Origin of the sequence: Mycobacterium sp. VKM Ac-1816D (assembly GCF_000416385.1) — a bacterium.
Taxonomy (GTDB): domain Bacteria; phylum Actinomycetota; class Actinomycetes; order Mycobacteriales; family Mycobacteriaceae; genus Mycobacterium; species Mycobacterium neoaurum_A.
Map to the genome: position 1 here is coordinate 86,459 of NZ_AOHQ01000146.1, position 26,169 is coordinate 112,627.

General features: G+C 67.9%; 29 protein-coding genes. 17 read left to right on the forward strand and 12 right to left on the reverse strand.

The window, feature by feature from the left end:
- Positions 1-31 precede the first annotated feature (31 nt).
- On the reverse strand, positions 32-1,207 hold the full coding sequence (gene moeZ, locus G154_RS24820) for an adenylyltransferase/sulfurtransferase MoeZ (protein ID WP_019511186.1): 1,176 nt from the start codon (positions 1,205-1,207) through the stop codon (positions 32-34).
- Positions 1,208-1,309: 102 nt separating this feature from the next.
- On the reverse strand, positions 1,310-2,302 hold the full coding sequence (locus G154_RS24825) for a DUF3152 domain-containing protein (RefSeq protein WP_023985451.1): 993 nt from the start codon (positions 2,300-2,302) through the stop codon (positions 1,310-1,312).
- A 457-nt stretch (positions 2,303-2,759) separates the two neighbouring features.
- On the opposite strand from G154_RS24825, the gene G154_RS24830 reads away from it, so the two are divergent.
- Complete coding sequence (locus tag G154_RS24830) at positions 2,760-3,416, forward strand: TetR/AcrR family transcriptional regulator (RefSeq protein WP_019511184.1); 657 nt, start codon at positions 2,760-2,762, stop codon at positions 3,414-3,416.
- On the opposite strand, the gene G154_RS24835 is transcribed toward G154_RS24830, so the two are convergent.
- Positions 3,413-3,661: a DUF3107 domain-containing protein gene (locus tag G154_RS24835; protein ID WP_019511183.1), complete on the reverse strand. Its 249-nt coding sequence runs from the start codon at positions 3,659-3,661 to the stop codon at positions 3,413-3,415. The two genes, G154_RS24830 and G154_RS24835, sit on opposite strands and share 4 nt — an antisense overlap.
- Positions 3,662-3,884: 223 nt before the next feature.
- Here G154_RS24835 and G154_RS24840 point away from each other — a divergent pair, with 223 nt between their 5' ends.
- Complete coding sequence (locus G154_RS24840; RefSeq protein ID WP_031601385.1) at positions 3,885-4,808, forward strand: hypothetical protein; 924 nt, start codon at positions 3,885-3,887, stop codon at positions 4,806-4,808.
- A gap of 4 nt (positions 4,809-4,812) precedes the next feature.
- Here the strand turns inward: G154_RS24840 and G154_RS24845 are convergent, their stop codons facing one another.
- Positions 4,813-5,499, reverse strand: coding sequence for a ferritin-like fold-containing protein (locus G154_RS24845; protein WP_019514660.1), 687 nt, complete (start codon positions 5,497-5,499; stop codon positions 4,813-4,815).
- Between the two features lie 9 nt (positions 5,500-5,508).
- Positions 5,509-6,741: an FAD-dependent monooxygenase gene (locus G154_RS24850; protein ID WP_023985449.1), complete on the reverse strand. Its 1,233-nt coding sequence runs from the start codon at positions 6,739-6,741 to the stop codon at positions 5,509-5,511.
- A 301-nt stretch (positions 6,742-7,042) separates the two neighbouring features.
- Here G154_RS24850 and G154_RS24855 point away from each other — a divergent pair, with 301 nt between their 5' ends.
- Both G154_RS24855 and G154_RS24860 read left to right on the forward strand, forming a co-directional pair.
- The gene (locus G154_RS24855) at positions 7,043-8,587 is read left to right on the forward strand and encodes a DEAD/DEAH box helicase (RefSeq protein WP_019514662.1); all 1,545 of its coding nucleotides are present in this window, start codon (positions 7,043-7,045) and stop codon (positions 8,585-8,587) included.
- Positions 8,584-9,834 carry a hypothetical protein gene (locus G154_RS24860; RefSeq protein WP_023985448.1) on the forward strand — a complete coding sequence of 417 codons (1,251 nt, stop codon included), beginning with the start codon at positions 8,584-8,586 and terminating at the stop codon, positions 9,832-9,834. The genes G154_RS24855 and G154_RS24860 overlap by 4 nt, the downstream gene beginning before the upstream one ends.
- A gap of 19 nt (positions 9,835-9,853) precedes the next feature.
- On the opposite strand, the gene G154_RS24865 is transcribed toward G154_RS24860, so the two are convergent.
- Positions 9,854-10,648, reverse strand: coding sequence for a ParA family protein (locus tag G154_RS24865; RefSeq protein WP_019514664.1), 795 nt, complete (start codon positions 10,646-10,648; stop codon positions 9,854-9,856).
- 58 nt (positions 10,649-10,706) lie between these two features.
- On the opposite strand from G154_RS24865, the gene G154_RS24870 reads away from it, so the two are divergent.
- The 3 genes from G154_RS24870 to G154_RS24880 all read left to right on the forward strand — a co-directional run bounded on the left by G154_RS24870 (position 10,707) and on the right by G154_RS24880 (position 12,903).
- Positions 10,707-11,324, forward strand: a complete 618-nt coding sequence (locus G154_RS24870; RefSeq protein ID WP_019514665.1) for an acid phosphatase — start codon at positions 10,707-10,709, stop codon at positions 11,322-11,324.
- On the forward strand, positions 11,303-12,400 hold the full coding sequence (locus tag G154_RS24875) for an isochorismate synthase MenF (protein ID WP_036480640.1): 1,098 nt from the start codon (positions 11,303-11,305) through the stop codon (positions 12,398-12,400). The genes G154_RS24870 and G154_RS24875 overlap by 22 nt, the downstream gene beginning before the upstream one ends.
- Before the next feature lie 62 nt (positions 12,401-12,462).
- Positions 12,463-12,903, forward strand: a complete 441-nt coding sequence (locus G154_RS24880) for a GNAT family N-acetyltransferase (protein ID WP_045546593.1) — start codon at positions 12,463-12,465, stop codon at positions 12,901-12,903.
- Here the strand turns inward: G154_RS24880 and G154_RS24885 are convergent.
- On the reverse strand, positions 12,900-13,277 hold the full coding sequence (locus G154_RS24885; protein WP_019514668.1) for a hypothetical protein: 378 nt from the start codon (positions 13,275-13,277) through the stop codon (positions 12,900-12,902). The two genes, G154_RS24880 and G154_RS24885, sit on opposite strands and share 4 nt — an antisense overlap.
- On the reverse strand, positions 13,274-13,714 hold the full coding sequence (gene aroQ / locus G154_RS24890; protein WP_019514669.1) for a type II 3-dehydroquinate dehydratase: 441 nt from the start codon (positions 13,712-13,714) through the stop codon (positions 13,274-13,276). The genes G154_RS24885 and aroQ overlap by 4 nt, the downstream gene beginning before the upstream one ends.
- 124 nt (positions 13,715-13,838) lie before the next feature.
- On the opposite strand from aroQ, the gene G154_RS24895 reads away from it, so the two are divergent.
- The 8 genes from G154_RS24895 (at position 13,839) to whiB1 (ending at position 21,955) form a co-directional block, all read left to right on the forward strand.
- The gene (locus G154_RS24895; RefSeq protein ID WP_019514670.1) at positions 13,839-14,930 is read left to right on the forward strand and encodes an acyl-CoA dehydrogenase family protein; all 1,092 of its coding nucleotides are present in this window, start codon (positions 13,839-13,841) and stop codon (positions 14,928-14,930) included.
- A gap of 3 nt (positions 14,931-14,933) precedes the next feature.
- Positions 14,934-16,136: an acyl-CoA dehydrogenase family protein gene (locus G154_RS24900; protein WP_019514671.1), complete on the forward strand. Its 1,203-nt coding sequence runs from the start codon at positions 14,934-14,936 to the stop codon at positions 16,134-16,136.
- Between the two features lie 7 nt (positions 16,137-16,143).
- Entirely contained in the window at positions 16,144-18,522 is a 2,379-nt protein-coding gene (locus tag G154_RS24905) for a CoA transferase (RefSeq protein WP_019514672.1), read from the forward strand.
- A 36-nt stretch (positions 18,523-18,558) separates the two neighbouring features.
- Positions 18,559-19,470: a LysR family transcriptional regulator gene (locus G154_RS24910; protein ID WP_019514673.1), complete on the forward strand. Its 912-nt coding sequence runs from the start codon at positions 18,559-18,561 to the stop codon at positions 19,468-19,470.
- Positions 19,460-19,843 (forward strand): YchJ family protein, encoded by a 384-nt coding sequence (locus tag G154_RS24915; RefSeq protein ID WP_019514674.1) that lies wholly within the window; start codon positions 19,460-19,462, stop codon positions 19,841-19,843. The genes G154_RS24910 and G154_RS24915 overlap by 11 nt, the downstream gene beginning before the upstream one ends.
- Before the next feature lie 9 nt (positions 19,844-19,852).
- A complete protein-coding gene (locus G154_RS24920) occupies positions 19,853-20,347 on the forward strand; it encodes a M15 family metallopeptidase (RefSeq protein WP_031601382.1) in 495 nt (164 codons plus the stop codon).
- Positions 20,348-20,478: 131 nt separating this feature from the next.
- A complete protein-coding gene (locus G154_RS24925; protein WP_019514676.1) occupies positions 20,479-21,423 on the forward strand; it encodes a diacylglycerol kinase family protein in 945 nt (314 codons plus the stop codon).
- A 277-nt stretch (positions 21,424-21,700) separates the two neighbouring features.
- Entirely contained in the window at positions 21,701-21,955 is a 255-nt protein-coding gene (gene whiB1, locus G154_RS24930; protein ID WP_019514677.1) for a transcriptional regulator WhiB1, read from the forward strand.
- 114 nt (positions 21,956-22,069) lie between these two features.
- On the opposite strand, the gene G154_RS24935 is transcribed toward whiB1, so the two are convergent.
- The 4 genes from G154_RS24935 to G154_RS24950 form a co-directional block, all read right to left on the reverse strand.
- Positions 22,070-23,569: a sensor histidine kinase gene (locus tag G154_RS24935; protein ID WP_019514678.1), complete on the reverse strand. Its 1,500-nt coding sequence runs from the start codon at positions 23,567-23,569 to the stop codon at positions 22,070-22,072.
- 20 nt (positions 23,570-23,589) lie between these two features.
- A complete protein-coding gene (locus G154_RS24940) occupies positions 23,590-23,805 on the reverse strand; it encodes a biotin/lipoyl-binding carrier protein (protein ID WP_023985445.1) in 216 nt (71 codons plus the stop codon).
- A 342-nt stretch (positions 23,806-24,147) separates the two neighbouring features.
- Positions 24,148-24,450, reverse strand: a complete 303-nt coding sequence (rsrA, locus tag G154_RS24945; RefSeq protein WP_019514680.1) for a mycothiol system anti-sigma-R factor — start codon at positions 24,448-24,450, stop codon at positions 24,148-24,150.
- A complete protein-coding gene (locus tag G154_RS24950) occupies positions 24,447-25,085 on the reverse strand; it encodes a sigma-70 family RNA polymerase sigma factor (protein WP_019514681.1) in 639 nt (212 codons plus the stop codon). The genes rsrA and G154_RS24950 overlap by 4 nt, the downstream gene beginning before the upstream one ends.
- A gap of 223 nt (positions 25,086-25,308) precedes the next feature.
- On the opposite strand from G154_RS24950, the gene G154_RS24955 reads away from it, so the two are divergent.
- Positions 25,309-25,800, forward strand: a complete 492-nt coding sequence (locus G154_RS24955; protein WP_019514682.1) for a YbaK/EbsC family protein — start codon at positions 25,309-25,311, stop codon at positions 25,798-25,800.
- 33 nt (positions 25,801-25,833) lie between these two features.
- A complete protein-coding gene (locus G154_RS24960) occupies positions 25,834-26,151 on the forward strand; it encodes a GNAT family N-acetyltransferase (RefSeq protein WP_019514683.1) in 318 nt (105 codons plus the stop codon).
- The last annotated feature ends 18 nt before the right edge of the window (positions 26,152-26,169 follow it).

The window sequence follows — 26,169 nt, forward strand, 5'->3', positions numbered from 1 at the left end:
CAGCCTAAGCGGTGCCGGCCTGCAGACACCGTCAGTACATGACCATGTCGGGTTCGAGTTGCTTGGCCCATGCCACGATGCCGCCCTGCAGATGCAAGGCGTCGGAGAAGCCGGCCTTCTTCAGCACGGCCAGCATCTCGGCGGAGCGGACGCCGGTCTTGCAGTACAGAACCGGGGTCTTGTCCTGCGGCACGGTGGCCAATCCCTCGCCCGCCTCGATCACCGACTTCGGGATCAGCGAGGCGCCGTCGATGTGGTTGATCTCCCACTCGACGGGCTCGCGGACGTCGATGAGTGCGACCGGCTTGCCCGAATCGAGCAGCTCACGCAGTTCCTTGGGCGTCACCGTCGATCCGGCCGACGCGGCGGCGGCCTCGTCCGAGACCACACCGCAGAACGCTTCGTAGTCGATCAGCTCGGTGATCTTCGGCGTCGCCGGATCCTTGCGGATCTTGATGGTGCGGTAGGTCATGTCGAGCGCGTCGTAGACCATCAGCCTGCCCAGCAGCGGGTCACCGATACCGGTCAGCAGCTTGATGGCCTCGGTGCCCATGATCGAGGCGATCGACGCGCACAGGATGCCCAGCACGCCGCCTTCGGCGCAGGAGGGCACCATGCCCGGTGGCGGTGGCTCGGGGTAGAGATCGCGGTAGTTCAGGCCCAGACCGTCGGGGGCGTCCTCCCAGAACACCGACACCTGGCCCTCGAACCGGTAGATCGAACCCCAGACGTAGGGCTTGCCTGCCAGCACGGCGGCGTCGTTGACCAGGTAGCGGGTGGCGAAGTTGTCGGTGCCGTCCAGGATCAGGTCGTACTGGGCGAACAGGTCGACTGCGTTCTCGGGCTCCAGGCGCAGCTCGTGCAGCACGACGTTGACCAGCGGGTTGACCTCCAGCACCGAGTCGCGCGCGCTCTGCGCCTTGGAGCGGCCGATATCGGACTGGCCGTGGATGATCTGACGCTGCAGGTTCGACTCGTCGACGACGTCGAATTCGACGATGCCGATGGTGCCCACCCCGGCGGCGGCCAGATAGAGCAGGGTCGGCGATCCCAGCCCGCCGGCGCCGATGACCAATACCTTGGCGTTCTTCAGCCGTTTCTGACCGTCGACCCCCATGTCGGGGATGATCAGATGCCTGCTGTACCGCGCGACTTCCTCGCGGGTCAGTTCGGCGGCCGGCTCCACCAGCGGGGGCAGTGACGTCACCGTGCGCTCCTTGCATTGGACGACGAATTCCTGGCCTCAATCAGACCAGGCACAGCTATCCAACAGCAAAACCGGGCCATCCGTTCCCGGCGTCGGGCGTGGTCAGGCGATCGGGTAGGGCCACGGGTTGAACCGACAGGTGAGCCCGTCGGCCGGAACGGATTGCGGGTCGAACTTGGCACCGTCGTTGTTGCTGGTCGAGAACGTCTGCTGCATCATGATCGGCGCCAGCGCCCCGTTCTCCGGGCACGGTTCGTGCTGGCGATAGCCGATGGCGTGACCGACCTCATGGTTGATGACGTACTGGCGGTAGGAGCCGATATCGCCCTGGAACGAGGTGGCACCGCGGACCCAGCGGGCCTCGTTGAGAAACACCCGCGCCTGGTCGCCGAGATAGGCCGGGTTGTAGCAGGACGCTTCCAGCGGGATGTCGTAGCCGCAGCCCTCACGGATGGTCAACGGGGAGGTCAGCGAGACGCGGAAATCCGGGGGGCCCTCGGTGTCGTTGTCCACGCGCAGGAAGGCGAACTGCGGGTTGTGGGTCCAGCTCTTCGGGTTGGCCAGGGTCTCGCTGACCATGGTGGCGAATCCCTCGTCGCCGCCGAAGGTGGCGGTGTCCAGCCCGTCCTCGACCTCGACGGTGTAGGTGAAGGTGCGTTCGGTTCCCTGCCCGACCTTGGGCGTGGTGCCCGGCACGATATGCCAGGTCTTCGCGCCCGCCTCGGTGAACGGTCCGCCGCCGGGCAGGATGCCGGTCGGCAGGTTCGCGTCGAACTGGGTCAGGCCTTTGGGCGGGGCGCCGACGATCTCGGTGCTCGGCGATTCGACCGGCGCCTGGACCGGACCTTCGGCATTGACCGGTGTGGGCGCGGGCGGGCCGGCGATCGTCTGATAGATGACCACGACGGTCACGATGGCAAGGATCGGTAGGGCGTAGGCGCGCCAACCGTAGGTGGAGACGAATCGTCCTAGCCAGGTCTGCTTGCGGAACTGGGCGCGCTCATCGCGATTTGACCGGACCCGGCCGAGGTCCTCGGCCAGCGGGTCACGCTGGGCACGCAACGGTTCGCGCCACTGATCGCGGGCGGCAGGCACCCGGTGCGGATCGGTGCGCTGTGCGGCGCTCTCGGGCGGTTCGCGGCGGGGCTGGCCGTGGTTGACGTGGGTGGGGCGGCGGGGCTGTGCGCGCTGCTCACCGCGCGGCGCTGCGCGGCCGGCGTTCACAAAACCGGACTCGCTCGGATCTTGGCCGTCGGCCCGAAATCCCGAGTCGCTGCGCTCTTGCCCGCCGAGGCCACGGTTGCCCCCGCGGCGCCCCGGGTCATAGGTCACCGCACCAGAATGGCATAACCCCGCGCGCATCCCATTCCGGCGCGCCACCGACATGAGCACCACGACGACACCTTCACCTACGGGCGGTAGTAATGTCGTGGCGATCAGGGGGTGCCGGCTGCTTAGGCGTGAACGCCCGAACGGAACACCCGAACGTACGCAGTGGCCGCGGTACAAATGGAAAGCAGTACCCGCGGTACGGAGTGAAATTGAGGACGTCATGAGCGATCTCGCCAACGCCGCCGGAGCGCGGGGCGCCAAGACGGGGCCCGGTAATCGGCGCGGGAACCGGCTGCCCCGCGATGAGCGCCGTGGTCAGTTGCTCATCGCCGCCAGCGAGGTCTTCGTCGACCGCGGGTATCACGCGGCAGGCATGGATGAGATAGCCGAACGCGCTGGCGTCAGCAAACCCGTTCTGTATCAACACTTCTCGTCGAAGCTGGAGCTCTACCTCGCGGTGCTGCAGCGGCACGTCGACAACCTGGTCTCCGGGGTGCGCCAAGCGCTGCGCACCACCACCGACAACCGCCAGCGACTGCGCGCCGCCGTGCAGGCCTTCTTCGAGTTCGTCGAACACGACAGCCAGGGTTATCGGTTGATCTTCGAGAACGACTACGTCACCGAGCCACAGGTGGCCGCACAGGTGAAGGTGGCCACCGAATCCTGCACCGACGCGGTGTTCGATCTGATCAGCCGGGACTCCGGGCTGGAGGCCCACCGCGCCAGGATGATCGCGGTGGGACTGGTGTCGACCAGCGTCGACTGTGCCCGCTACTGGCTCGACAACGACCGGCCGATCTCCAAGGATGCGGCCGTGGAGGGCACGGTGCAGTTCGCCTGGGGCGGACTGTCACACGTGCCGCTCACCAGGTCCTAGTCCTTGAGCGCTTCGGCGCCGACGGTGCCGAAGCCGACGCGCCGGGCGTCGCTGGGGCCGATCTCGACGTAGGTGATCTTCGCCGACTGCACGAGGTAGCGGCGACCCTTCTCGTCGGTCAATGAGAGCACGGACGAGGACGCGCCCAGCGCGTCGACGATCGCCTTTTCCACCTCGTCGGGTGTCTGCGCGCTGCTGATGACCAGCTCTCGCGGGCTGTCGGCGACCCCGATCTTGATGTCCACGCTTGAGACCCCTTCGGTTGTTTGGCGATGCGTTCAATCAGGCTAGTGGACAGCGCCACGCGGATCGCAGCGAGGCGGGCTGCGACCGTTGCGCCGTGAGCGAATCGGGCTGACCAGACCGACGCCGGACCGTTATCGGACCGAGAGCGAGTCAGCATCATCCGTAACTTTTGCACTACTAGCATCGGCCGGGTACGTACCGAAACGATCTGGGAATTACGTGATGAGCAGGCAATACTCACCATATTCGACAACGCGTGACGGATACTCGGGCAATAGCTACCGGTCCGGCCGCGACTCCGGCGTGGGCATCGAGGACGAACCGCGGTTCGGCTCGGACTACCCCACCGATCGGCAGCGCCGGTACGGCGATTCCGGCCCGGCCTACGGCAGGGGCACCTACCGCAGCCCCGATTACGCCGAGGACAGCTACTCCGGCGGTCACTACGAGGCCCGCGACTACGAGGCCGACGGCTATGGCACTGACGGGTATGACGCCGATTACGAATACCCCGCGGACTATCACGAGAAGCTGGACCGTCGCTGGATCTGGGTGGCCGGGGTGGCCGGCGCCATCCTGATGGTCGCCGTCATCTGCACCGGGGTGATCCTCGGTGGCGGCGATAGCGGCACCGTCACGTCGGCCAACTCGGGGGCCACCACATCGGCGACCCCGGCCGACGACGCCGTCACCACCACGGCCGCGGCGCCGAGCGCCGCTCCTGGGCGCGCAGACACCAACCCCGAACGCGTGACCACCGTGACCCCGACACCGGCGGCCACCGCCACTCCCGAGGTCGTGCCGACGCCCGTCGCGCCCGCACCGGCCGCTCCCGCGCCGCCCGCACCCCCGGCCGCCGTCGACCCGGCCGCGGCCGCGCGCACCATCACCTACCGCGTGACCGGCAACCGCCAGCTCATCGATCTGGTGACGATCATCTACACCGACCAGCAGGGCGCTCTGCAGACCGATGTGAACGTCGCCCTGCCCTGGACGAAGTCGGTGACCCTGAACCCCGGAGTCACGCTGTCCTCGGTGACGGCCACCAGCGTCGGCGGTCAGCTCAACTGCGCGATCCTCGACGGCAACGGCACCGCGCTGGCGCTGCAGACCAACAACTCGATGATCGCCACCTGCACCAGGTAGCGCCTCAGGCCAGCCCCAGCTCCTGCATCCGACTGGCGTGGGTCTGCTGCAGCTTGTCGAAGAACTCGGAGAGCTGACCCAACCCGTCGCTGCTGCTGATCACCAGATCGACCAGATCGTCGCGGTCGGCGAGCACGTACTGGGCCTGGGTGATGGCCTCGCCGAGCAGCCGCCGCGACCACAGCGCCAACCGGTGACGCTGACGGTCACTGGCCGTGACGGCGGCGCGGACCTCGGCCACCACGAACTGCGAGTGTCCGGTCTCGGCGAGCACCGAACGCACCACCTCGGCCGCCTCCGGCGGCAGGGCGTCGGAGATCTGCAGATAGAAGTCGGCCGCCAGCGCGTCCCCGATATAGGTCTTGACCAACGCCTCCAGCCAGGTACTCGGCGTGGTCAGGCGGTGATAGTTCTCCAACGCGGGGGCGTACTTGGTCATGGCGGGCACGGTGTCCACCCCGCGGGCCGACAACGCCTCGTTCAGCAGCTCGTAGTGCCGCATCTCGGCGGCGGCCATGCTGGCCATGTTGATCCGGCCCGCCAGGTTCGGCGCCATCCGCGCCTCCTCGGTCAGCCGATAGAAGGCCGCCACCTCGCCGTAGGCCAGCAGGGCGAACAGCTCGGTGACACCGGGATGATCGGCCGGGACACGGGAAATGCCGGCGGCGGCGTCGGACGGCGTCGAGGTCATGGGCCAACCTTAATCACGAGCCACCGGACCGATACCTGCAGTCGTGCCGGTCGGGGGGTAATCGGGCGGCCTGAGCCCGGCACCGGCGATATCGGAGAAGCGGTCACCGACCAGGGAGCTGATCCTCCGGCCGACCGGCCCGGCCGACACGGCGGCGACGGCGCGCACCGCACGAACGCCCAGCCCGGAATGCGGATTGGCCAGCCGCAACATCGATTCGCTGAGCTCCGGAGCGGTGTCGAGGAACGGCTGCATGGTGCGCCGATAGGCCGCCAGCGCGCCGGCGATATCCGGTGCGACGGCCAGCTCGCCGGCCAACACGTACCCACCGATGAGCGCCAGACTGGTCCCCGCTCCCCCGAAGGTGCCGTTACAGAACGCGGTATCGCCCAGCAGGGTGATCCGCCCCCGGCTCCACACCGGCGCCCGCACCTGGCCCACCGCCGAGAAATACATCGGAGCCCCGGCGTCGATATCGGCGAGGATGCGCGGCGCTGCACCCCCGACATCGGCGAAGGTACGCCGCAGGATGGTCAGCTGGCCCTGGCGATCCAATTCCTCGAAACCCCGCACGTCGGACATGAAGGTCAGGATGGCCCGGGTGGTTCCCAGATTGTCGGGTCGCAGATGCACCGACCGGCGTCTGGTGGCGTGCTGCCAGTTCCACCACAGATCGTCGTCATCGCGGCGCGGGATGGTGGCGTAGGCGAGGTACATGCCGAGTTCGCCGACACCGACATCGGTGACGAACCGGCGCGAGCGGGAATGCAGGCCCTCCGCGATCACCAGCAGATCGGACTCCAGCACCGAACCGTCCTGCAACACCGTGCTCACCCCGTCACCGTGGTCGGTGACATCGGCGATCTGGCGGTCGAAGAGATACTCGGTACCGGGGGTGTGCTCGATCAGGATGCGTGACAGCTCCCCACGGAGGATCTCCAACTCGGCCGTGGGGCCGTCACTGCCTCCCGGCTCGCCGACCGGGAACGACGCGGCGGGACGGCCGTCGGCGGTGACGAACCGGGTACCGATCTCACCGGTCCCGGCGGCCCGGACGTCGGCTTCGATCCCCATCCTGCGGATCACCTCGCGGGCCGCACCGCGGATGTCGACGTTCTGCCCCTCCTCACGCCGCCGCGGGAACCGTTCGATCACGGTCGTCCGCCACCCCCGCGCATGGAGTTGATGGGCCAGTGCGGGCCCGGCGATACCGGCGCCGGAGATCACGACATGAGGAGTCACGACCTGGTTATATCCCCGCTGCGCGACACCGCGAAACCGCCACAATGCGCGCTATCGAGGCGTGACCGGCTACCATGGGTATTCGGTAGCGATGTCACCGGCACTCCCGGGTGCGCATCACCACCGAAAGAAATGTGCGTGCACGTGGTTCGGCCCGCTGTCCAATTGCTGGGCCCGACGGAGCGGTATCGCCCGCCATCTGGGGATATCCGCCTTTTACTCGTCATCGTCGTGCGCGCGTGGACGCGACGAGGAAAGACAAGCGAAAGGCTGACGGCGGCCCAAGCCGCCGGACCACACTATGACTGCACAGACAGACACGACCGCACAGACGGACACGACCGCACCGGTCGAAGCCCCCAAGACTTCCTTCGCCGACCTGGGCGTTCGCGACGAGATCGTCCGCGCACTGGCCGAGACCGGTAAAGAACACGCTTTCGCGATCCAGGAGCTGACCCTGCCGCTCGCGCTGGCCGGCGACGATCTGATCGGCCAGGCCCGCACCGGCATGGGCAAGACCCTGGCCTTCGGCGTGCCCCTGCTGCACCGCATCAGCAGTGACCAGGGACGCCCGCTCAACGGCACCCCGCGGGCGCTCATCGTGGTTCCCACCCGCGAGCTGTGTCTGCAGGTCTACAGCGATCTGGAGATCGCCTCGAAGTACCTGCGGGCCGTCTCCGAGGACTCCGATCGCAAGTTCGTGGTGACCTCGATCTACGGCGGTCGCCCGTACGAACCGCAGATCGAGGCCCTGCAGAAGGGCGTCGACGTCGTGGTCGGCACCCCGGGACGGCTGCTCGACCTGGCCCAGCAGGGCCACCTGCAGCTCGGCAGCCTGTCGGTGCTGGTGCTCGACGAGGCCGACGAGATGCTCGATCTGGGATTCCTTCCCGATATCGAGCGCATCCTGCGCCTCACCCCCGATGACCGGCAGTCCATGCTGTTCTCGGCGACCATGCCCGGCCCCATCATCACGCTGGCGCGCACCTTCATGAACCAGCCGACCCATATCCGGGCCGAATCGGCGCAGTCCTCGCAGACCCACGACACCACCGAGCAGTTCGCCTACCGGGCGCACGCCCTCGACAAGGTGGAGATGGTGGCGCGGATCCTGCAGGCCGAGGGCCGTGGGGCCACCATGATCTTCACCCGTACCAAGCGCACCGCACAGAAGGTCGCCGACGAACTCGGCGAGCGCGGCTTCAAGGTCGGCGCGGTGCACGGCGACCTCGGCCAGATCGCACGGGAGAAGGCGCTGAAGGCTTTCCGCACCGGTGAGGTCGACGTGCTCGTCGCAACGGATGTCGCGGCACGCGGCATCGATATCGATGACATCACCCACGTCATCAACTACCAGATCCCCGAGGACGAACAGTCCTACGTACACCGCATCGGCCGCACCGGGCGCGCGGGCAAGACCGGTATCGCGGTCACCCTCGTCGACTGGGATGAGCTGCCCCGCTGGACGATGATCGACAAGGCGTTGGGCCTGAACAACCCCGATCCGGTCGAAACCTATTCCAGCTCAGACCATCTGTACACCGAGCTGAACATCCCGACCGAGGCGACCGGCTCCATCGCCACGGCCCGCAAGCCTAAGACCCGCACCGAAGGTGAGCGTGTCGAGCGCACCGAACGCGCCGAGCGCCCGGCCCGTACCCGCAGCCGTCGCCGCACCCGCGGCGGCCAGGCGGCCACCGGACATCCCGAGAATGGCGATGCGGCAACGCCTTCGGAGTCCGGACCGGAGCCCCAGGCCGAATCTGAGGGTGGCGAGGCCACGCCGGCCAAGCGCCGCCGCCGTCGCAGGCCCCGCAAGGCCAGTGCTCCCGCCGCGGCTGAGTGACACCAAGAATCCCCGGGTCGCTGCGCTCCTGCCCGCCGCAGCCGGAACGCCGCACCCGCGGTGATGTGATCGCGGCCGTCGCCATCGCGTGCGCGGTCGCCGTCATCGCGGTGCTGGTCTGGTGGACCAGCGACGCGCGCGCCACGATCAGCCGCCCGGCCGCCGGCCAGGTCACCGCGCCGGCCCCGGCCACCGCCGTGCCGGAGCGGCTGCGGCAGCTGTGGACCGCGACGAGCCCGGAAACCACACAGCCCCTTGTCGTTTCGGGGGCCGTGGTGACCGGTGACGGTGCTGCGGTGATCGGCCGGGCACCGGACACCGGTGCCCAACTCTGGAGCTACGAGCGCGATCTGCCGTTGTGCGGCGTCACCTCGGTTTATCAGTACGCGGTCGCGGTGTACCCGGATTCACGAGGGTGCGGGCAGGTCAGCACCATCGACGCCGGTACCGGCAAGCGCGGCCCCGCCCGCACCGCCTACGCCGACCCCGAGGTGAAACTGTCCACCGACGGCACCGCGGTGCTGTCCTACGGGGACAGCAGGCTGGAACTGTGGCGCTCGGACATGGTGCGCATGCTCAGCTGGGGAGCGCTGGACGCCAGGGTCAAACCCGACGTGCCGGTGACCCCGCTGTGCCGACTGGTCTCGGCGCAGGCGAGTTCCTCGGCGGTCTCGATCATGGAGTCCTGCCCGGAACAGACCGAGATGCGACTGACCCTGCTGCGGGTGTCCGACGAAGAGGACGTTCCGGACGTCAAATACGAACAGCAACCCGGTGTTTCGGTCGACGCCGACGCCCGGGTGATCGCCGTCTCCGATACCACCACCGCGGTGTACCTTCCCACGCCGCGACCGGTGGTCAACATCGTCGACGACACCGGAACGGTGACGGCCAGCATTCCACTGGACGCCGCACCGTCGCGCTACGCCACCGCGTCGCGTGCCGGCGATCTGATCACCTGGTGGACCGGTGATTCGCTGCTGGTGTTCGCCGCCGACGGCCTGCGCTACAAGTTCACCGTCTCCCCCGCCGCCGGCGGCGCGCCGGTCGGCCCGGGCACGGTGATGGCCGGCGAGCTACTGGTTCCGGTCACCGACGGGTACGACGTCTTCGACCCCAAGACCGGTTCTGGAGTTCGTCATATCGAGTTGCGCCGCGAACCCGCCGAGACGGCGGTGGTCCCCGCCACGGCCGGACCGAACCTCATCGAGCAGCGCGGGGACACCGTGGTGGCGCTGGGCTCCTGAGTTCACCCAAGGGACAGGACTACACCTCGGGGGTGAAGGTGGCGAGCGCCTTACCGGACTTCCAGTGCTTCAGCAGGTTCTCGGCCAACTCACGGTAGGCGTTGGCGCCCTTGTTCTTTCGTCCCGCCAGCACCGACGAACCGGAGGCACTTGCCTCGGCGAAACGCACCGTGCGCGGAATGGGCGGCGCCAGGACCGGCAACTCGTAGCGGTCGGCGACATCGAAGAGCACATCGCGGCTGTGAGTGGTACGCGAGTCGTACAGCGTCGGCAGCGCACCGAGCAACGACAGGCCCGGATTGGTGATCTGCTGGACATCGTTGACCGTGCGCAGGAACTGCCCGACCCCACGGTGGGCCAGCGTCTCGCACTGCAACGGCACGATCGCCTCGTCGGCGGCCGTCAGACCGTTGAGGGTCAGCACGCCCAGCGACGGCGGACAGTCGATGACCACGACGTCGTAGTCGTCGGCCACCTTGTCCAGCGCGCGCTTGAGCGCGTACTCGCGGCCGGCCCGCATCAGCAGCATCGCCTCCGCACCCGCGAGGTCGATGTTCGCGGGCAACAGCGCCATCCCCTCGGGTGTCTGCACCAGCGCGGCGCTGGGTTCGACCTCACCGAGCAACACCTCGTGCACCGATACCGGCAGCGCATCCGGGTCATGGCCGAGGGAGAACGTCAGCGAGCCCTGCGGATCCAGGTCGACGAGCAGCACCCGGAGGCCCTTCTCCGTCAACGCCGCACCCAACGACGCCACCGTCGTGGTCTTGGCGACCCCACCCTTTTGATTGGCGACCGCCAATACCCGCGTCACACCTCCATCCAAGCACGCGAATGCAACAGATGCGGTTGCGTGCGGCAGAATCGCGACGGTGAGCGTCCACCAGCATCGGTTGTTTCTGCTGAGGCACGGCGAAACCGAGTGGTCGCGCAGCGGTCGACATACCGGGCGCACCGATCTGGAACTGCTCGACATCGGGCGTGATCAGGCTCGGCTGGCCGCGGCGGCATTGGCCGAACTGCAGTTGTCCGACCCGGTCGTCATCTCCAGTCCGCGGCGGCGCGCCCTGGAGACCGCCGAACTGGCGGGGCTGACCGTCACCGGTGTGTCCGCAGACCTCGCCGAATGGGATTACGGCGATTACGAAGGCTTGACCACACCGCAGATCCGCGAGACCGTGCCGGGCTGGACCGTCTGGACCCACGAATGCCCCGGCGGCGAGTCGGCCGCACAGGTCAGCGCGCGTGCCGACCGCGCCATCGCGGCGGCGTTGGGACATATGCAGACCCGCGATGTGGTGTTCGTCGGGCACGGACATTTCTCCCGAACCCTGCTGAGCCGGTGGGTCGAACTACCGGTGTCGGAGGGGGTGCGGTTCTCGATGGCCGCCGCCTCCATCGCGGTGTGCGGTTTCGAGAAGGGTGTCCGTCAGATCAGCGCGCTCGGGCTGACCGGGCACCCCAACCCATGCTTGCCGCCGCCGACGTGACGCCCTCCTTCGTGCTGTCCGGTCCGGCGGGCACGGTGCTGGCCGAGGGCATCGGCACCGCGTTCGCCGAGGTGGCCGCCGCGCGGGAGGCGCTGCGCGCCGGCACCACGTCGATGGTGGTGGGGGCTCTGCCGTTCGACCTCACCCGGCCCGCGGCGCTGCATGCGCCGATGACGGTCAGCCGGATGACGGCGCTGCCGGGCTGGACGCCCGTCGATCCGCCGCGGGTGCGCTCGCGGGAGACCCTGCCCGCGGGTTCCGAGCACCGCGACCGGGTCACCGAGGCGGTGCGCCGGTTACGTGCTCCCGGGTCGGCGTTGCAGAAGGTCGTGCTGGCCCGCGCGCTGCGGCTGATGGCCGAGTCGCCGTGGGACGCCCGATCGATACTGCTGCGGCTGGCCGCCGCCGATCCGATGGCCACCGTCTATCTGGCCGACCTGGCGCCGGCAACCCAAGGTGTGCTGGTGGGAGCGAGTCCGGAACTGCTGGTCGCCCGCTCCGGGGATACCGTGTCCTGCCAGCCGTTCGCCGGGTCGGCGCCGCGCTCGGCCGATCCGGAGATCGACGCGCGCAACGCCGCGGCCCTGGCGGCCTCGGCCAAGAACCGGCACGAGCACGCTCTGGTGGTCGACACGATGCGCGCGGCACTGGACCCGCTGTGCGCCGATCTGGACATCGCCGACGAACCGCAACTGCACGGCACCGATGCGCTGTGGCACCTGAGCACCCCGATCCGCGGCAGGCTGCGCTCGGCGGCGACCAGCGCCCTGGATCTGGCGCTGGCGCTGCACCCGACGCCCGCGGTGGGCGGCGTGCCGACGGATCTGGCCTCGGCGCTGATCAATGAACTGGAGGGTGACCGCGGGTTCTATGCCGGCGCCGTCGGCTGGTGTGATGCCTCCGGTGACGGCCGCTGGGTGGTGTCCATCCGGTGTGCGGTGTTGGCCGACGACGGGATGAGCGCACTGGCGCATGCCGGTGGCGGCATCGTCGCGGAGTCCGATCCCGATGACGAGGTCGACGAGACCACGACGAAGTTCCGGACGATCCTGACAGGACTGGGGGTTACACCGTGAGCAACGCTGCCAGCCAAGTGATCCGGCGGGCGCGCCCCGGCGACGAGGCCGAGATCGTGGCGATGATCCGCGAACTGGCCGAGTTCGAGAACGCCGCCGACGAGTGCGTGGTCACCGAAACCCAGCTGCACACGGCGCTTTTCGGCGACCAGGCGACGGCACACGCGCATATCGTCGAAATCGACGGACAGGCCGCGGCGACAGCGGTCTGGTTCCTGAACTTCTCGACGTGGGACGGGGTGTCCGGGATCTACTTGGAAGATCTGTTCGTGCGCCCGGCATTTCGCAGGCGCGGCCTTGCCCGCACACTGCTCGCCACCTTGGCCGCCGAATGCCGCACACACGGCTACACCCGGCTGAGCTGGGCGGTGCTGAACTGGAACGTCGACGCGATCGCGCTGTATGACGCCGTCGGCGGAGCAGCCCAGACGGAGTGGACCACCTATCGTGTCTCCGGCGCGCAGCTGGCGGAACTGGCGAGCGAATCCGATCGGCGGGTCTAGTCCCGGCCGGCCATCCATTGCACCGAGGACGGGCTGAACAACATCGCCAGCGCCGAGAGCGCCAGCAGACCGACCAGGACGCCGTACACCACATGGTGGCTGGTGATCACATACCAGGCGATGGGAAGCAGAAGCAGGTTGGTCGGCACCGCGATTCCGCGGCCCCAGCGTCGACCGGTCACCAGTGCCCACCCTCCGGTCAGCACGCCGGCTCCGATCAGGATGAACCACACCGCGGTGCCGTAACCGTTGACGATGTGCTGGTCAGCTCCGGCGAAGGCCCGCACCAGCAGCACCGCGGCCATCACGAGCGCCGCGACGCCTTGCGCCGCCACCAGATAACCGGCGTAGCGGACGATCGGTGGCTGCGTCACGACAACCGGCCCGCCAGATGCGCCACCGCGAACACATAGCCGCGCGGCCCGGCACCGGCGATCACCGCCTCGGCCACCGCCGAGACATAGGAATGATGCCGGAATGCCTCCCGGCGGTGGATATTGCTCAGATGCACCTCGACGACCGGCAGATCGACACCGGTCAGGGCGTCGGCGATGGCCACCGAGGTGTGGCTGTAGGCACCCGGGTTGATGATGATGCCTGCGCAATCGGCGCGCGCGGCATGAATGGCGTCGATCAGCACACCCTCGTGATTGCTCTGTACCGCGCGAACCTGCAGGCCGTGCTCGGCGGCGGCCTCGCTGACCTGCTGCTCGATCTGCGCGAGCGTGGTGGACCCGTAGATCTCCGGCTGCCTGGTGCCCAACAGATTCAGGTTGGGCCCGTTCACGAGGAGCAGTTGGCGTGCGGTCACGTCAGTACGGTACCTGCCGCACGCATGTCGACATCGGAAACGTATCGGTGTCGGCATGCGTGATTTACACGGCCGCCCGCACCACACAACATGGGATCCCGACAGCCAGGAAGGGCGGTGGAGCATGACGATCAGCGTGGCCGAACGGGCGGATCTACGATCCGCGGTCCGCGACCTGCTGCAGGAGAAATGTTCCGAGCAAGACGTGCGCGCGGCCATGGCGCCCGAGGATGGCTTCGACCGCGAGCTGTGGCGCCGGCTGGCCACCCAGGGTGTGCTCGGCATGCTTGTCGGCGACGAGCACGGCGGCCTCGGCTTCGGACCGCTGGAACTGGAGGCCGTCGCCGAGGAGACCGGCGCCGCGCTGCTGCCCGCCCCGTTCATCTCCAGCGCGGTGCTGACCGTCGCGCTGATCCAGGCGGCCGGTACCGAAGAGGACAAGCGCAGGCTCCTGCCGGGTCTTGCCGACGGCAGTTCGATCGGCACCGTCGCGGTGACCGGCGCTCGCGGGACCTGGACCCCGGCCGGTGTCGATGTCACCGCCGGAGCCGACGGCACCCTGACCGGCTCGGCGCACTTCGTCACCCACGGACAGCTCGCCGATGTGATCCTGGTGGTCGCGCAGAGCACCGACGGACCCGCGATCTTCCAGGTCGACGTCGATGCGCCAGGGTTCCGGCGCACGCCCGCTTCGGTTTTCGACCCGACCGTGCCGCTGTCGACCTACACCTTCGCCGACACCCCGGCCCGTCGCCTGGGTACCGCGGGGTGGGATGCGGTGCAGCAGGCCCTCGACCTCACCGTCGTCGCCCTGGCCGGTGAACAGGCCGGCGGCACCCGCCGCATCTTCGACATCACCATCGAATACCTCAAGACCCGCTTCCAGTTCGGCCGGGCGATCGGCAGCTTCCAGGCGCTCAAGCACATGGCCGCCGATCTGCTCCTGGAGGTCGAATCCGCCACCTCGGCAGCCCAGAACGCCGCAGCGCAGTTCGAGGACGAGCAGGCCCGCGCCGGCGCGGTCGCACTGGCCGGGTTCGCCTGCGCCGAGGCGTACGTGAGCACCGCGATGCAGGCCGTCCAGATGCACGGCGGCATCGGCTTCACCTGGGAGCACCCCTGCCACCTCTACGTCCGCCGGGCCCGTAGCGGCCTGCAACTGTTCGGCGACTCCGCATCGCACCGCGAACGCTACCTGGCCTCGAAAGGCGCATGAGTCATGAGCGAGATCAATCTGCCCAGCGCCGAGGAACTCCGGGCCGAGGTCCGCGGCTGGCTCGCCGACAACTGGACCGGCGTGACCCTGCCCACGTCCGCCGACCCGTGGGTCAGCTCCCCCGAGCGGGTCTCCTGGCTGGAGAAGGTCGTCGCGGCCGGCTACGGCGCCCCGACCTACCCGAACCAGTGGTACGGCCGGGACTATCCGAACACGCTGGCCAAGGTGATCGCCGAGGAGTTCCGCGCGGTCGGCGCCCCCGGCGCCTGCCAGGACAGGTTCAGCATCCCGGCCAACACCACGCTGGCGTTCGGCACCGAGCAGCTCAAGGCCGATCTGCTGCACGAGTTCCTGACCGAGAAGTCACGCACCTGCCTGCTCTACAGCGAGCCAGGCGCGGGGTCCGATCTCGCCGGTGTGCGCACCACCGCGGTCCTCGATGGCGACCACTGGATCATCAACGGCCAGAAGGTGTGGACCTCGGGCGCCAAGACCTCCGAGTACGCCCTGCTGATCGCGCGTACCGACTGGGATGTGCCCAAGCACAAGGGCATCACCTTCTTCATCGTGCCGATGAAGCAGCCGGGTATCGAGGTCCGACCGCTGGTGCAGATCACCGGCGACGCGCATTTCAACGAGGTGTTCATCACCGACGCCACGGTGCCCGACGCCTATGTCGTCGGCGGCGTCGGTAACGGCTGGCGGGTGTTGCAGACCGCGCTGGCCGTGGAGCGCGCCATCATGGGTTCCGGAACCAGCCTGCACCGCAAGCAGTCCCGCGGGAACAGCCTCGTCGAGATGGCCCGCGCGCACGGCAAGCTGGACGATGCCGCGATCCGCAGGTCGCTGGCCGAGGTGCTCGCATTGCGAGAACTCAACAACCTCAACAACGCACGCGCCAAGGCCGAGGCCAAGCAGGGCACCGCCAGCCCGGTGATGTCGCTGGGCAAGCTGGCGACATCGCGCATCCTGCACGCCGAGGCACGGCTGAAGACCGACATCATCGGCGCCGACGCGCTGCTGGCCGGACCGGACAACGCCGAGGCCGACGAGGTGAACTTCCTGAGTCTCAACGCGTTCTTCACCTCGATCGGCGGCGGTACCGACCAAATCCAGCGCAACATCATCGGCGAGCGGGTGCTCGGACTGCCCAAGGAGCCCGAGGTCGATCGCGACATCCCGTTCCGCGAGATCCGGAAGAACTAGCGCAGCTATGAACAACCCGAATGATTACGACCCACCGCTTTCCGGCGTGCGGATCCTGGATCTGAGCACCGGCCCGATGACCGCTGTCGGCCGCCTGCTGGCCGATCTGGGTGCGCAGGTGACGGTGGTGCGGCTCGCCGGTGTCAATGACAACTCCGGCGCACCGGGCGACGATATGCTCGACACCGCCATCAATCGGCGCGGCCTGCCCCGTGTCGACGCCGATGCCCGGCAGTGGCCGGACCTGATCGCGGGCGCGGACATTCTCGTCGAGAGCACCCGCCCCGGCTCGGAAAGCGAAGCACGGCTGGATGTTCGGCGGATCCGCGTCGAACATCCGGGGCTGGTCGTGCTGTCCATCAGCGATTTCGGCCGGGACAACGAGTTCCGCGAATGGCAGGCCACCACACCGGTGCTGCACGCGCTGAGCAGCGAGCTGACCCGGTCCGGCATCCCGGGGCAGGTCCCGCTGGTGCCGCCGGCCCGGCAGTTGCCCTACCACGTGGCGGCGGCACAGGCCGCGGTGCTGGTGCTCAGCCTCCACCTGGACAAACTGCGCACCGGTGCAGGCGATCTCATCGACTTCTCGGTACTCGACGGAGCCATGCAGACCCTCGACCCGCCCTATGGCAGCGCGGGCACCGCCTCGGCCGGTGTCGCCGTCAGCAAGCAGGAGCGCAACTGGGTCGCCGAGCAGTTGCGCTACCCGATCCTCAAGTGCGCGGACGGCTACATCCGGATCTGCCTGCTGGCAAAACGCCAGTGGCACGGCATGTTCGAGTGGCTGGGCCGGCCCGCAGAGTTCGCCGACCCCAAGTACGACAAGCTGCGGGAGCGCTTCATGTCCCCGACGCTGATGCCGGCGATCGCCACGTTCTTCCGGGACAAGACCCGGGCCGAACTGGAATCGGCGGCCCAGCGGTACCGGGTGCCCGCCGCCGCGGTGTTCACCCTTCCCGAGGCACTGTGCACCGATCAGATCCGACAGCGCGGCTTCCTGCGCGAGGTCGAGCTCGAGCCGGGCCTGACGGTCCCGGTCCCGGTCGGGGTGGCCGAGATCGACGGGCACCGGGCCAGCACGCTCACCGATTCCGTTGCCCCGCAGCACCGCCCGGAGTCGGCGCCCATCCTGGCCGGCCGGCCCCGTCGCAACGAGGGACTTCCGCTGGAGGGCCTTCGGGTACTGGATCTCGGCGTGATCGTGGTCGGCAGCGACACCGGACGGTTGTTCGGTGACCTGGGAGCCGATGTGGTCAAGATCGAGAACACGGCATTCCCGGACGGCCTGCGCGGCAACCTGACCTCGGTGTCGCAGACCTACGCCGCCGGGCAGCGCAACAAGCGCTCCATCGGCATCGACCTGCGCTCGGACGAGGGGCGCGCCCTGGCACACCGGTTGGCCGCCGAGGCCGATCTGGTGCTCACCAACTTCAAGCCTGGGGTGGCCGCCACGCTGGGCATGGATCACGACACCCTCAAGGCCGTGAACCCCGGCATCGTCGTGGTGGACAGTTCCGCGTTCGGCCCGACCGGTCCGTGGGCCACCCGGATGGGCTACGGACCGCTGGTCCGCGCCGCCGCGGGTTTCACCGACTTGTGGGTCTACCCCGAGGACCCGGAGAAGCCCGCCAAGCGCAAGGCCTTCTGCGACACCGTGACCGTCTACCCCGACCACGTGTCGGCCCGCATCGGTGTACTGGCCGCGTTGGCACTGCTGTTGCGCCGCGAACGCACCGGTGCCGGCGGTTCGGTCAGCATCGCGCAGTCGGAGGTGATGCTCAGCCATCTGGCCGCCGAGATCGCCGAGCAGTCGGCCGGTGCCACGTCGGCGTTCGAGCAGGATGCGCCCTGGGGCGTGTTCGAATCCGCCGGCGACGATCAGTGGGTCGCGGTGACCGTGCGCGGCGACGCCGACTGGCGGGCACTGTGCGCGACGATCGGGCGCGCCGATCTGGCGGCCGACCCGAAACTGGGCACCCGGGCCGGCCGGGTGGCCGAGCGGGCCCGCGTCGAGGATGCCGTGCGGGCCTGGACCGCCGAACGCTCCCCCACCGAGGCGATGACGACGCTGCAGCGCGCCGGGGTGCCCGCCGGGGCGGCGCTGCGGGCCGCCGAGCTCCTCGACTGGGACTACTACGTGGCCCGGCGCGCGTTCCGCGAAGAGCTGCACCCGCTGTGGACGACACCGTTCGTGATGGAGAACGTCATCATCCATTCCGAGCGGATCGCCGATCCGCCGCTGCGGCAGGCACCGCTGCTCGGCGAGCAGACCCGTGAGATCGCGGCCGACCTGCTCGGCCTCGATGACGAGCAGATCGACGACCTCCTGCGTAGCGGCGTCCTGGAGTCGATTCAACCGGCCGAGATCGACGGTGTCGGCGTCTAGGATCGAGCGACCCCTTCAGCCGTCCCGGAGTGCCGCATGCAAGTCGACTTCACCAGGCTCCGCTACTTCGTCGCGGTAGCCGAAGAGTTGCACTTCAAGCGCGCCGCCGATCGGTTGATGATCACCCCGCCCCCACTGAGCAAGCAGATCAAACTTCTCGAGCGTGAGCTCGGCGGGCCGCTGTTCGAACGGCAGTATCACCGGGTGGAGTTGACTGCACTGGGAGCGCAACTGCTCGAACCTGCTCGCGAGATCCTGCGCCGGGTCGAGGACCTGAAGGTGATCGCCACGCGAATCACCAAGGCCGGCAGGACTGTTCGAGTCGGCGCCACGGCGTACGCGCCGTCGGATTTCCTGGCCAGACTCGAGACGGCGGTGGCCGAGCTGCCCGTGCCTGCCGAGTTCGGTCTGCCCGGTTCGGCCGCCGAGGTCACCGCGAAGCTGGTCTCCGGGCATCTGGACATCGGGTTGATCCATCTGCCGTCCGCCGACAAGCGACTTCGACATCGTGTGGTGGCAACCTATCCCGGTGCGATAGCCGTGCGCTTCGACGATCCGCTGGCAGGCTCGGAAAGGGTGCGGATCGAGCAGCTTCGCGATCGTGATGTGGTGATCGATTTCGCCAGACCCAATCCGGTGGTCCTGGCCGGCCTGGCCCGTGGTCTGGCCACCCGCGGTGTCACCCGCATCGTCCGCGCGACAAAGGATCTCGGCGGCGAGCTGGAGATGGCAACACAGGTCTTCAATCGGCACCTGGTGGCACTGGTGACCTATGCGCCGAACTCGGCGATCGGCCGGATCTTCTCTCCGCCGGAGTTCGAACTGATCCCGATCGACGAAAGCACCTGGGCCCCGGCCCAGATCGCGCTGTCCTGGGTACCCGATCCGGCCGATGATTCCGGCATGATCGATTCGCTGGTCGAACGGATCGCCGACCGTGTCCGGTGATTGCCCGTGCGGATCGGCGCTCGCCTATGCGCGGTGCTGTGGCCCACTGCACGACGGGGCCGCGCCCGCGGTGACCGCGTTGGCACTGATGCGTTCGCGGTTCAGCGCCTTCGCCCTCGGCCACACCGGTTACCTGCTGTGGTCGTGGCATCCGCGCACCCGGCCCGGTGAACTCGAGCTCGACGACACCCTCACCTGGCGGCGACTGCAGATCGTGGACACCGAGGCCGGCGGAGCCGACGACGACGCGGGCATCGTGGAGTTCCGCGCCCAGTACGAACAGCACGGCCGGCGCCATATCCTGCATGAACGCAGCAGGTTCACCCGCGCCCGCGACGGCACCTGGCGCTATCTGGACGGTGAGATCTCCTAGACTAGGCCGATGCGTGCTGTGCTGATGGCGGGGTTGCTGGCCACTGCCCTTGTCCTCGCACCGGTTGTCCGCGCCGATCCCGCCGAACAGCCCGACCGGCCGCTGACCGCATTCGACACCGCCGATCCGGCGATAGGCAACCTGGAGCCGGCGCTGCGCACGGCCGTGCAGAACGCCACCACGGCGGCCGCGGCGCAGGGCATCAGCGTCACCGTCAACTCGGGCTGGCGCAGTCCGCAATTCCAGCGCCAACTCCTCGAGGACGCCATCGTCACCTACGGCAGCTTCGCGGCCGCCCGCCAGTACGTCCAGCTGCCCGAGCAGTCCCGTCACGTCGTCGGGACAGCCGTCGACATCGGTGGACCCGATGCCGCGCAGTGGATGATCGCCAACGGACCGCGCTTCGGGCTGTGCCAGATCTACGCCAACGAGACGTGGCATTTCGAGCTGGCGGCCGATGCCAACGGCATATGCCCACCGCTGCTGCCCACCGCTGCCGGCTGAACTCCGGTGCCCGCCAACACGATCATCGCCGGCGGCGTTCACCGAACGGTCATGCAGCCGAGCCGAACCGGCCGTGGACTGTTGTCATGGGTGGCCACCGGGCCCCGGACACATGGTTAGGCTGGTACCCCGTGCGTGCCGTGCTGATCGTCAACCCGAATGCGACCTCGACGACTCCGGCGGGTCGTGATCTGTTGGCCCACGCATTGGAGAGCCGGGTGGATCTGACGGTGATCCACACCGATCATCGCGGTCACGCCGTGGAGATCGGTGCGCGCGCCGCCGGCGACGGCACCGATGTGCTGATCGTGCACGGCGGTGACGGCACGGTGAACGAAGTGGTCAACGGCGTCCTGCAGGCGGGCGGAACAGGCGAACACACCCCGGCCGTGGGCGTGGTGCCCGGCGGTTCGGCCAACGTCTTCGCACGGTCCCTCGGCATCAGCCCCGACCCGATAGAGGCCACCAATCAGCTGGTCGACCTGCTCGGTGAGCGTCGTCGCGGCATGCCGTGGCGCCGTATCGGTTTGATGGACTGCGGGGAACGCTGGGGCGTGTTCACCGCGGGCATGGGGGTCGACGGTGATGTCGTGGCGGCCGTGGAGGCCCAGCGCGCCCGCGGGCGGAAGGTGACCGCCTCGCGCTACATCAGGGTTGCCATCCGGGAGATGTTGGCAAGTGCGCGGCGGGAGCCACTACTGACGCTGGAACTGCCCGACCGGGAGCCGCAGACGGGGGTGCATTTCGCTTTCGTGTCCAACTCCAGTCCGTGGACCTACGCCAACACCCGCCCGGTGTGGACGAACCCGGACACCACCTTCGACACCGGGCTGGGAGTGTTCGCGATCACCAGCATGAGCATCTGGCGCAATCTCGGTCTGGTGCGCCGGATGTTGTCGTCGACACCCGATATCACCGCCGGCCATCTCATCCGCGATGACGACCTGCCGTGGCTGCGGGTGAGCAGTGACACACCGGTGGCCTGTCAGATAGACGGCGATTACATCGGTTTACGTCAGGCGATGATCTTTACCTCGGTACCGAACGCCATCGGGGTCGTCGCTCCTGCTCCGTGATCCGGCCTACACCGCCGTGACCTGCTAGTTTGCTGTGAGCGGCAGATATTTAGAGCGCAAGTGAGCCCAGTGTAGTACAAACGGATGAGTGGACCGGTAACCCGGTAGCGCAGTGACATTGCCCACGTGTTAACGCAGTTCTATTGACATCTGTTCAGCCTGTGAAAGCATCGGATGCAACAGTGCAGAAACATTTCATGTGCACCCGTTAACAGCCGAGAAAAAGCTAGTGCGATTTTGTGCGCACAGGCGAAAAACTGACTAGGAGTTGGAAGCTATGGATTGGCGTCACAAGGCGGTCTGTCGCGACGAGGATCCGGAACTGTTCTTCCCCGTGGGGAACAGCGGCCCGGCCCTCGCCCAGATCGCTGATGCGAAGCTCGTCTGCAACCGTTGCCCGGTGACCACCGAGTGCCTGAGCTGGGCGCTTGAGTCCGGCCAGGACGCCGGCGTCTGGGGCGGGATGAGCGAGGACGAGCGTCGCGCACTGAAGCGTCGCAACGCGCGGACGAAGGCCCGCAGCAGCGTCTAGTCAGAACCGATAACGACTGCGGCCCCGACAACACTGTCGGGGCCGCAGTCGTTTCAGACCCAAAGGCTGTGTGCCTCATCACAATAGGCTGCAACTCCGGCGGGTCGCCGGCGTTCAGATCGGCATCCGCCGGTGCCTGCCGATGGGCACCCGCAGGACCACATCGGTTCCACCGCTGGCGACATCGTGCATGCCGAGTGAACCGTCCAGTTCGGCCGAGACCAACGTGCGCACGATCTGCAGACCCAGTCGATCGGACTTCTCCAGGCTGAATCCCTCGGGTAGGCCGCGGCCGTCATCGTGGACCACGACATCGAGCCACCGCGCCGAACGTTCGGCGCGAATGGTCACCGACCCCTTGGACACATCACCGTCGAAAGCATGCTCGAGCGCGTTCTGCACCAGCTCGGTGATCACCATGATGAGCGCCGTGGCCCGGTCGGCATCCAGCACGCCCAGGTCGCCCTCGCGGGTGATCCGGATCGGGGTGTCCACCGAGGCGACATCGTTCATGATCGGGACGATCCGGTCGACCACCTCGTCGAGGTTGACCTCCTCGTCGACCGACATCGAGAGTGCGTCGTGCACCAGCGCGATCGAGGACACCCGACGCACCGATTCGATCAGCGCCTCGCGACCCTCGGCGTTGTTGGTCCGCCGCGCCTGCAATCGCAACAGGGCCGCGACGGTCTGCAGGTTGTTCTTCACCCGGTGGTGGATCTCGCGGATGGTCGCATCCTTGGACAGCAGCGCGCGGTCACGGCGCTTGATCTCGGTGACATCGCGGATGAGCACGGCGGCGCCGGCGGGCTCCCCGCTGGCCAGCAGCGGGATGGTGCGCAGCAGCACGGCCGCGCCACCGGCATCCAGTTCCATCCGGGTGCTGGCCCCGCCGGCCACCGAGATGCGCACGTGGTTGGCAAGTTCCTGGACCTCGAAGGGATCCGACATCAACGGCCGGGTCACGCCGATCAGATTGTGACCCTCCAGTTCGGCATTCAAGCCCATCCGGTGATACGCCGAGAGCGCATTGGGGCTGGCAAAGGTCACATCGCCGTGGACATCCAGGCGGATGAAGCCGTCACCGACGCGGGGGCTGGACCGCGACATCGCGGCGTCACCGACATTGGGGAAGGTGCCCTCGCTGAGCATCAGGACGAGATCGCGCGCGCAGTCCAGATAGGCCCGTTCCAGCGGACTGGTCGTGCGCCGATCGGCAAGAGCGGTCTGATGCGTCAACACCGCGACCACCCGGTCGCCGTGGCGCACCGGCACCGCCTCGACGTTCAGCCACTGACCGTCCCCGGTTTCCGACCGCCCGACATCACTTTCCCTGCCGATCGCCCCCGAGGAGAACGCCGCACCCACCACCGGCATGTCGGTGGCATTGGACAGGGTTCCCACCGCATCGGCGAGCAGGACCGTCGGTGCGGTGTTGGGGCGCACCTGGGCGACACAGACCAGCACGTCATCGTCGCTGCGCACCCACATCAAGTAGTCGGCGAACGACAGATCGGCCAACAATTGCCACTCGCCCACCACGGCGTGCAGGTGGTCGACGGCATTACCCGGTAGGACCGTGTGCTCGGCGAGCAGATCACCGAGGGTCGACATGAGCCGGGTCGCCTTCGGGGCTAGCTGATCACCGCGATGAGGTCGCCGGCCTGGATGACATCGCCGACGGCAACGCTCACCTCGGTGATGGTGCCCGCGACCTCGGCAAGCACCGGGATCTCCATCTTCATGGACTCCAGCAGCACGAGAGTGTCGCCCGCTTCGATCTGGTCGCCCTTGTTCACCACGACCTCCAGCACACTGGCCACGATCTCGGCGCGAACATCCTCGGCCATCTTCACCCCACTCATCTGCGCTTCCGGCCGGCAACATTCGGCCCACCGGCCTATATCGAACCACAACCCCGGCGGCCCCCACGAACACCAGGTGGACAAAAGCACTCCCGCGGGCATGAGACAATGGTCGTCAGTATTCGTCTGACCCGGAGGTTCCATCATGGCCAAGCGTGGCCGCAAGAAGCGCGATCGCAAGCACTCGAAGGCCAACCACGGCCGTCGTCCCAACGCATAACCCCGACGCATAGGCGTACCGCCGCTTATCGCGACGCTGGGAAGCAAACCGCCCGAGCTCCTCGTAAGGAGCCCGGGCGGTTTATGTTTGACGCCTCTGGAGGGCTGTCAGCCCCGCACGATGGTGGTGCGGCTGATTTCCAGGCGCAACCTGGCGCGCAGACTGTCCGGAGCCTTCTCGCCGCTGCATTTGGTGGCGATCAGCGTCTTGACCCGCTCCTCGATGCCGTACTGACGCAGGCAGGTGGGGCACTCCTCCAGATGCTGGCGCAGCTTGTCGCGGGTCTCCACCGTGCACTCGCCATCGAGCAGGGTCCACACCTCGGCGATGACCGCCGCACACTCCGGGTGGTCGGGATCGACGGGGCCGATCGGGGGAACCCAGCGTTCCTCATCATGGGTGTCGCTCACGAAGAGACCTCCTCCGGCTCGTCCTGCTGCTGACCTCGTAGGAAGCCACGGTCGCGGGCCACATCGGCCAGCAGCTCACGTAATTGTTTCCTGCCGCGATGCAGTCGCGACATCACCGTGCCGATCGGCGTGTCCATGATCTCCGCGATCTCCTTGTACGGGAAACCTTCGACATCGGCGTAGTACACCGCCATCCGGAATTCCTCTGGCAGCGCCTGCAGCGCGGCCTTGATCTCGGTATCCGGGAGGGCTTCGAGCGCCTCGACCTCCGCCGAACGAAGACCCGTCGAGGAGTGCTCGGCGTTGGCGGCCAGCTGCCAGTCGGTGATCTCGTCGGTCGGGTACTCCGCAGGCTGCCGCTGCTTCTTGCGGTAGCTGTTGATGTAGGTGTTGGTCAGGATGCGGTACAGCCACGCCTTGAGGTTCGTGCCCGCGCGGAAGGAGCGGAAGCCGGCGTAGGCCTTGACCATCGTCTCCTGCAGCAGGTCCTCGGCATCGGCCGGGTTGCGCGTCATCCGCAGAGCGCCGCCGTAGAGCTGGTCGAGCAACGGGATGGCGTCGCGTTCGAAGCGCGCGGTGAGTTCGGCGTCGGTTTCTTCGGCCGGCGCGGCGGCCACATCGTCGATATCGGTCATTGCGGGAGACACCGTCCCTTCTGTTGCGGCGCCACCGAACCACTCCAGTGCGACCACCGGACGTTCAAGGCAGGCCGTTGGCACCAAAATCCCCTATCTGACGATCCTAAAGGCAATGACCGACACAACCTGGCTCGGGCCGCGTCAACTCCAACAACACGGGGTCGTGGCCCGCTCATTCCCGGACGGCCCGGGCCGGGGCACGACAGCTAAGGTCGGTCGGGTGGCACGCGCAGCTACCCCGGCCATCGGGGTCCTGGTCGACGATGGCGCCGCTCACGAGATCCTGCGGTATCAGCACGATCCGCGCGCCGAGTCCTTCGGTGACGAGGCGGTCGCCGCGCTGGCCGCCGCGCACGGGCTGGCCCCGGAACAGATCTTCAAGACGCTGGTGCTCGCCGTGCCCGGCGGCTTGGCGGTCGCCGTGCTGCCGGTGCCCGCCAAGTTGTCACTCAAGGCCGCCGCCGCCGCACTGGGCACACCGAAGGCCACGATGGCCGAGAAGGCAGCCGCCGAGCGGGCCACCGGCTACGTCCTCGGCGGGATCTCGCCGTTGGGCCAGCGCAAGGCATTGCCGACGGTCGTGGACTCCTCGGCGCTGAACTGGGATCGGGTGCTGTGCAGCGCGGGCAAGCGGGGCTGGGATGTCGCGCTGGCCCCCGGCGACCTCGTGCGCCTCACCGGCGCGCGCACCGCCGACATCCTGGCGCCGTGATCACCCGGCACGAGCCAGGGCCATGATGGAATCATGTCCGACACCGTCACCGTCACCCACGCATCCGAGCGAACCCGCTTCGAAATCCACCAAGGCCAGGATCTGGCGGGTTTCGCCGAATACCGCGATCATGGTCGGCAGCGGATCTTCCATCACACCGAGATCGGCGAGCAGTACGGCGGAAAGGGACTGGGCAGCAAGCTGATTCGCGGTGCGCTGACCGATACCGTCGCCGCAGGCATGCGCATCGTGCCGGTGTGTTCGTTCGTGGCGAAGTTCCTGGACACCCACGACGACTTCGCCGGCTCCGTCGACGAGGTGACGCCGGAGATCCGCACACTGCTCGACTGACCGTGCCGGCCGTGGGAT

Bases quoted from the DNA above. Each gene is read 5' to 3' on its own strand.
- G154_RS24830 (WP_019511184.1), top strand. From the start codon at position 2,760: ATGAGCGATCTCGCCAACGCCGCCGGAGCGCGGGGCGCCAAGACGGGG.
- G154_RS24840 (WP_031601385.1), top strand. From the start codon at position 3,885: ATGAGCAGGCAATACTCACCATATTCGACAACGCGTGACGGATACTCG.
- G154_RS24845 (WP_019514660.1), bottom strand. From the start codon at position 5,499: ATGACCTCGACGCCGTCCGACGCCGCCGCCGGCATTTCCCGTGTCCCG.
- G154_RS24855 (WP_019514662.1), top strand. From the start codon at position 7,043: ATGACTGCACAGACAGACACGACCGCACAGACGGACACGACCGCACCG.
- G154_RS24875 (WP_036480640.1), top strand. From the start codon at position 11,303: ATGCTTGCCGCCGCCGACGTGACGCCCTCCTTCGTGCTGTCCGGTCCG.
- G154_RS24880 (WP_045546593.1), top strand. From the start codon at position 12,463: ATGATCCGCGAACTGGCCGAGTTCGAGAACGCCGCCGACGAGTGCGTG.
- G154_RS24895 (WP_019514670.1), top strand. From the start codon at position 13,839: ATGACGATCAGCGTGGCCGAACGGGCGGATCTACGATCCGCGGTCCGC.
- G154_RS24900 (WP_019514671.1), top strand. From the start codon at position 14,934: ATGAGCGAGATCAATCTGCCCAGCGCCGAGGAACTCCGGGCCGAGGTC.
- G154_RS24905 (WP_019514672.1), top strand. From the start codon at position 16,144: ATGAACAACCCGAATGATTACGACCCACCGCTTTCCGGCGTGCGGATC.
- G154_RS24910 (WP_019514673.1), top strand. From the start codon at position 18,559: ATGCAAGTCGACTTCACCAGGCTCCGCTACTTCGTCGCGGTAGCCGAA.
- G154_RS24920 (WP_031601382.1), top strand. From the start codon at position 19,853: ATGCGTGCTGTGCTGATGGCGGGGTTGCTGGCCACTGCCCTTGTCCTC.
- whiB1 (WP_019514677.1), top strand. From the start codon at position 21,701: ATGGATTGGCGTCACAAGGCGGTCTGTCGCGACGAGGATCCGGAACTG.
- G154_RS24935 (WP_019514678.1), bottom strand. From the start codon at position 23,569: ATGTCGACCCTCGGTGATCTGCTCGCCGAGCACACGGTCCTACCGGGT.
- G154_RS24940 (WP_023985445.1), bottom strand. From the start codon at position 23,805: ATGGCCGAGGATGTTCGCGCCGAGATCGTGGCCAGTGTGCTGGAGGTC.
- G154_RS24950 (WP_019514681.1), bottom strand. From the start codon at position 25,085: ATGACCGATATCGACGATGTGGCCGCCGCGCCGGCCGAAGAAACCGAC.
- G154_RS24960 (WP_019514683.1), top strand. From the start codon at position 25,834: ATGTCCGACACCGTCACCGTCACCCACGCATCCGAGCGAACCCGCTTC.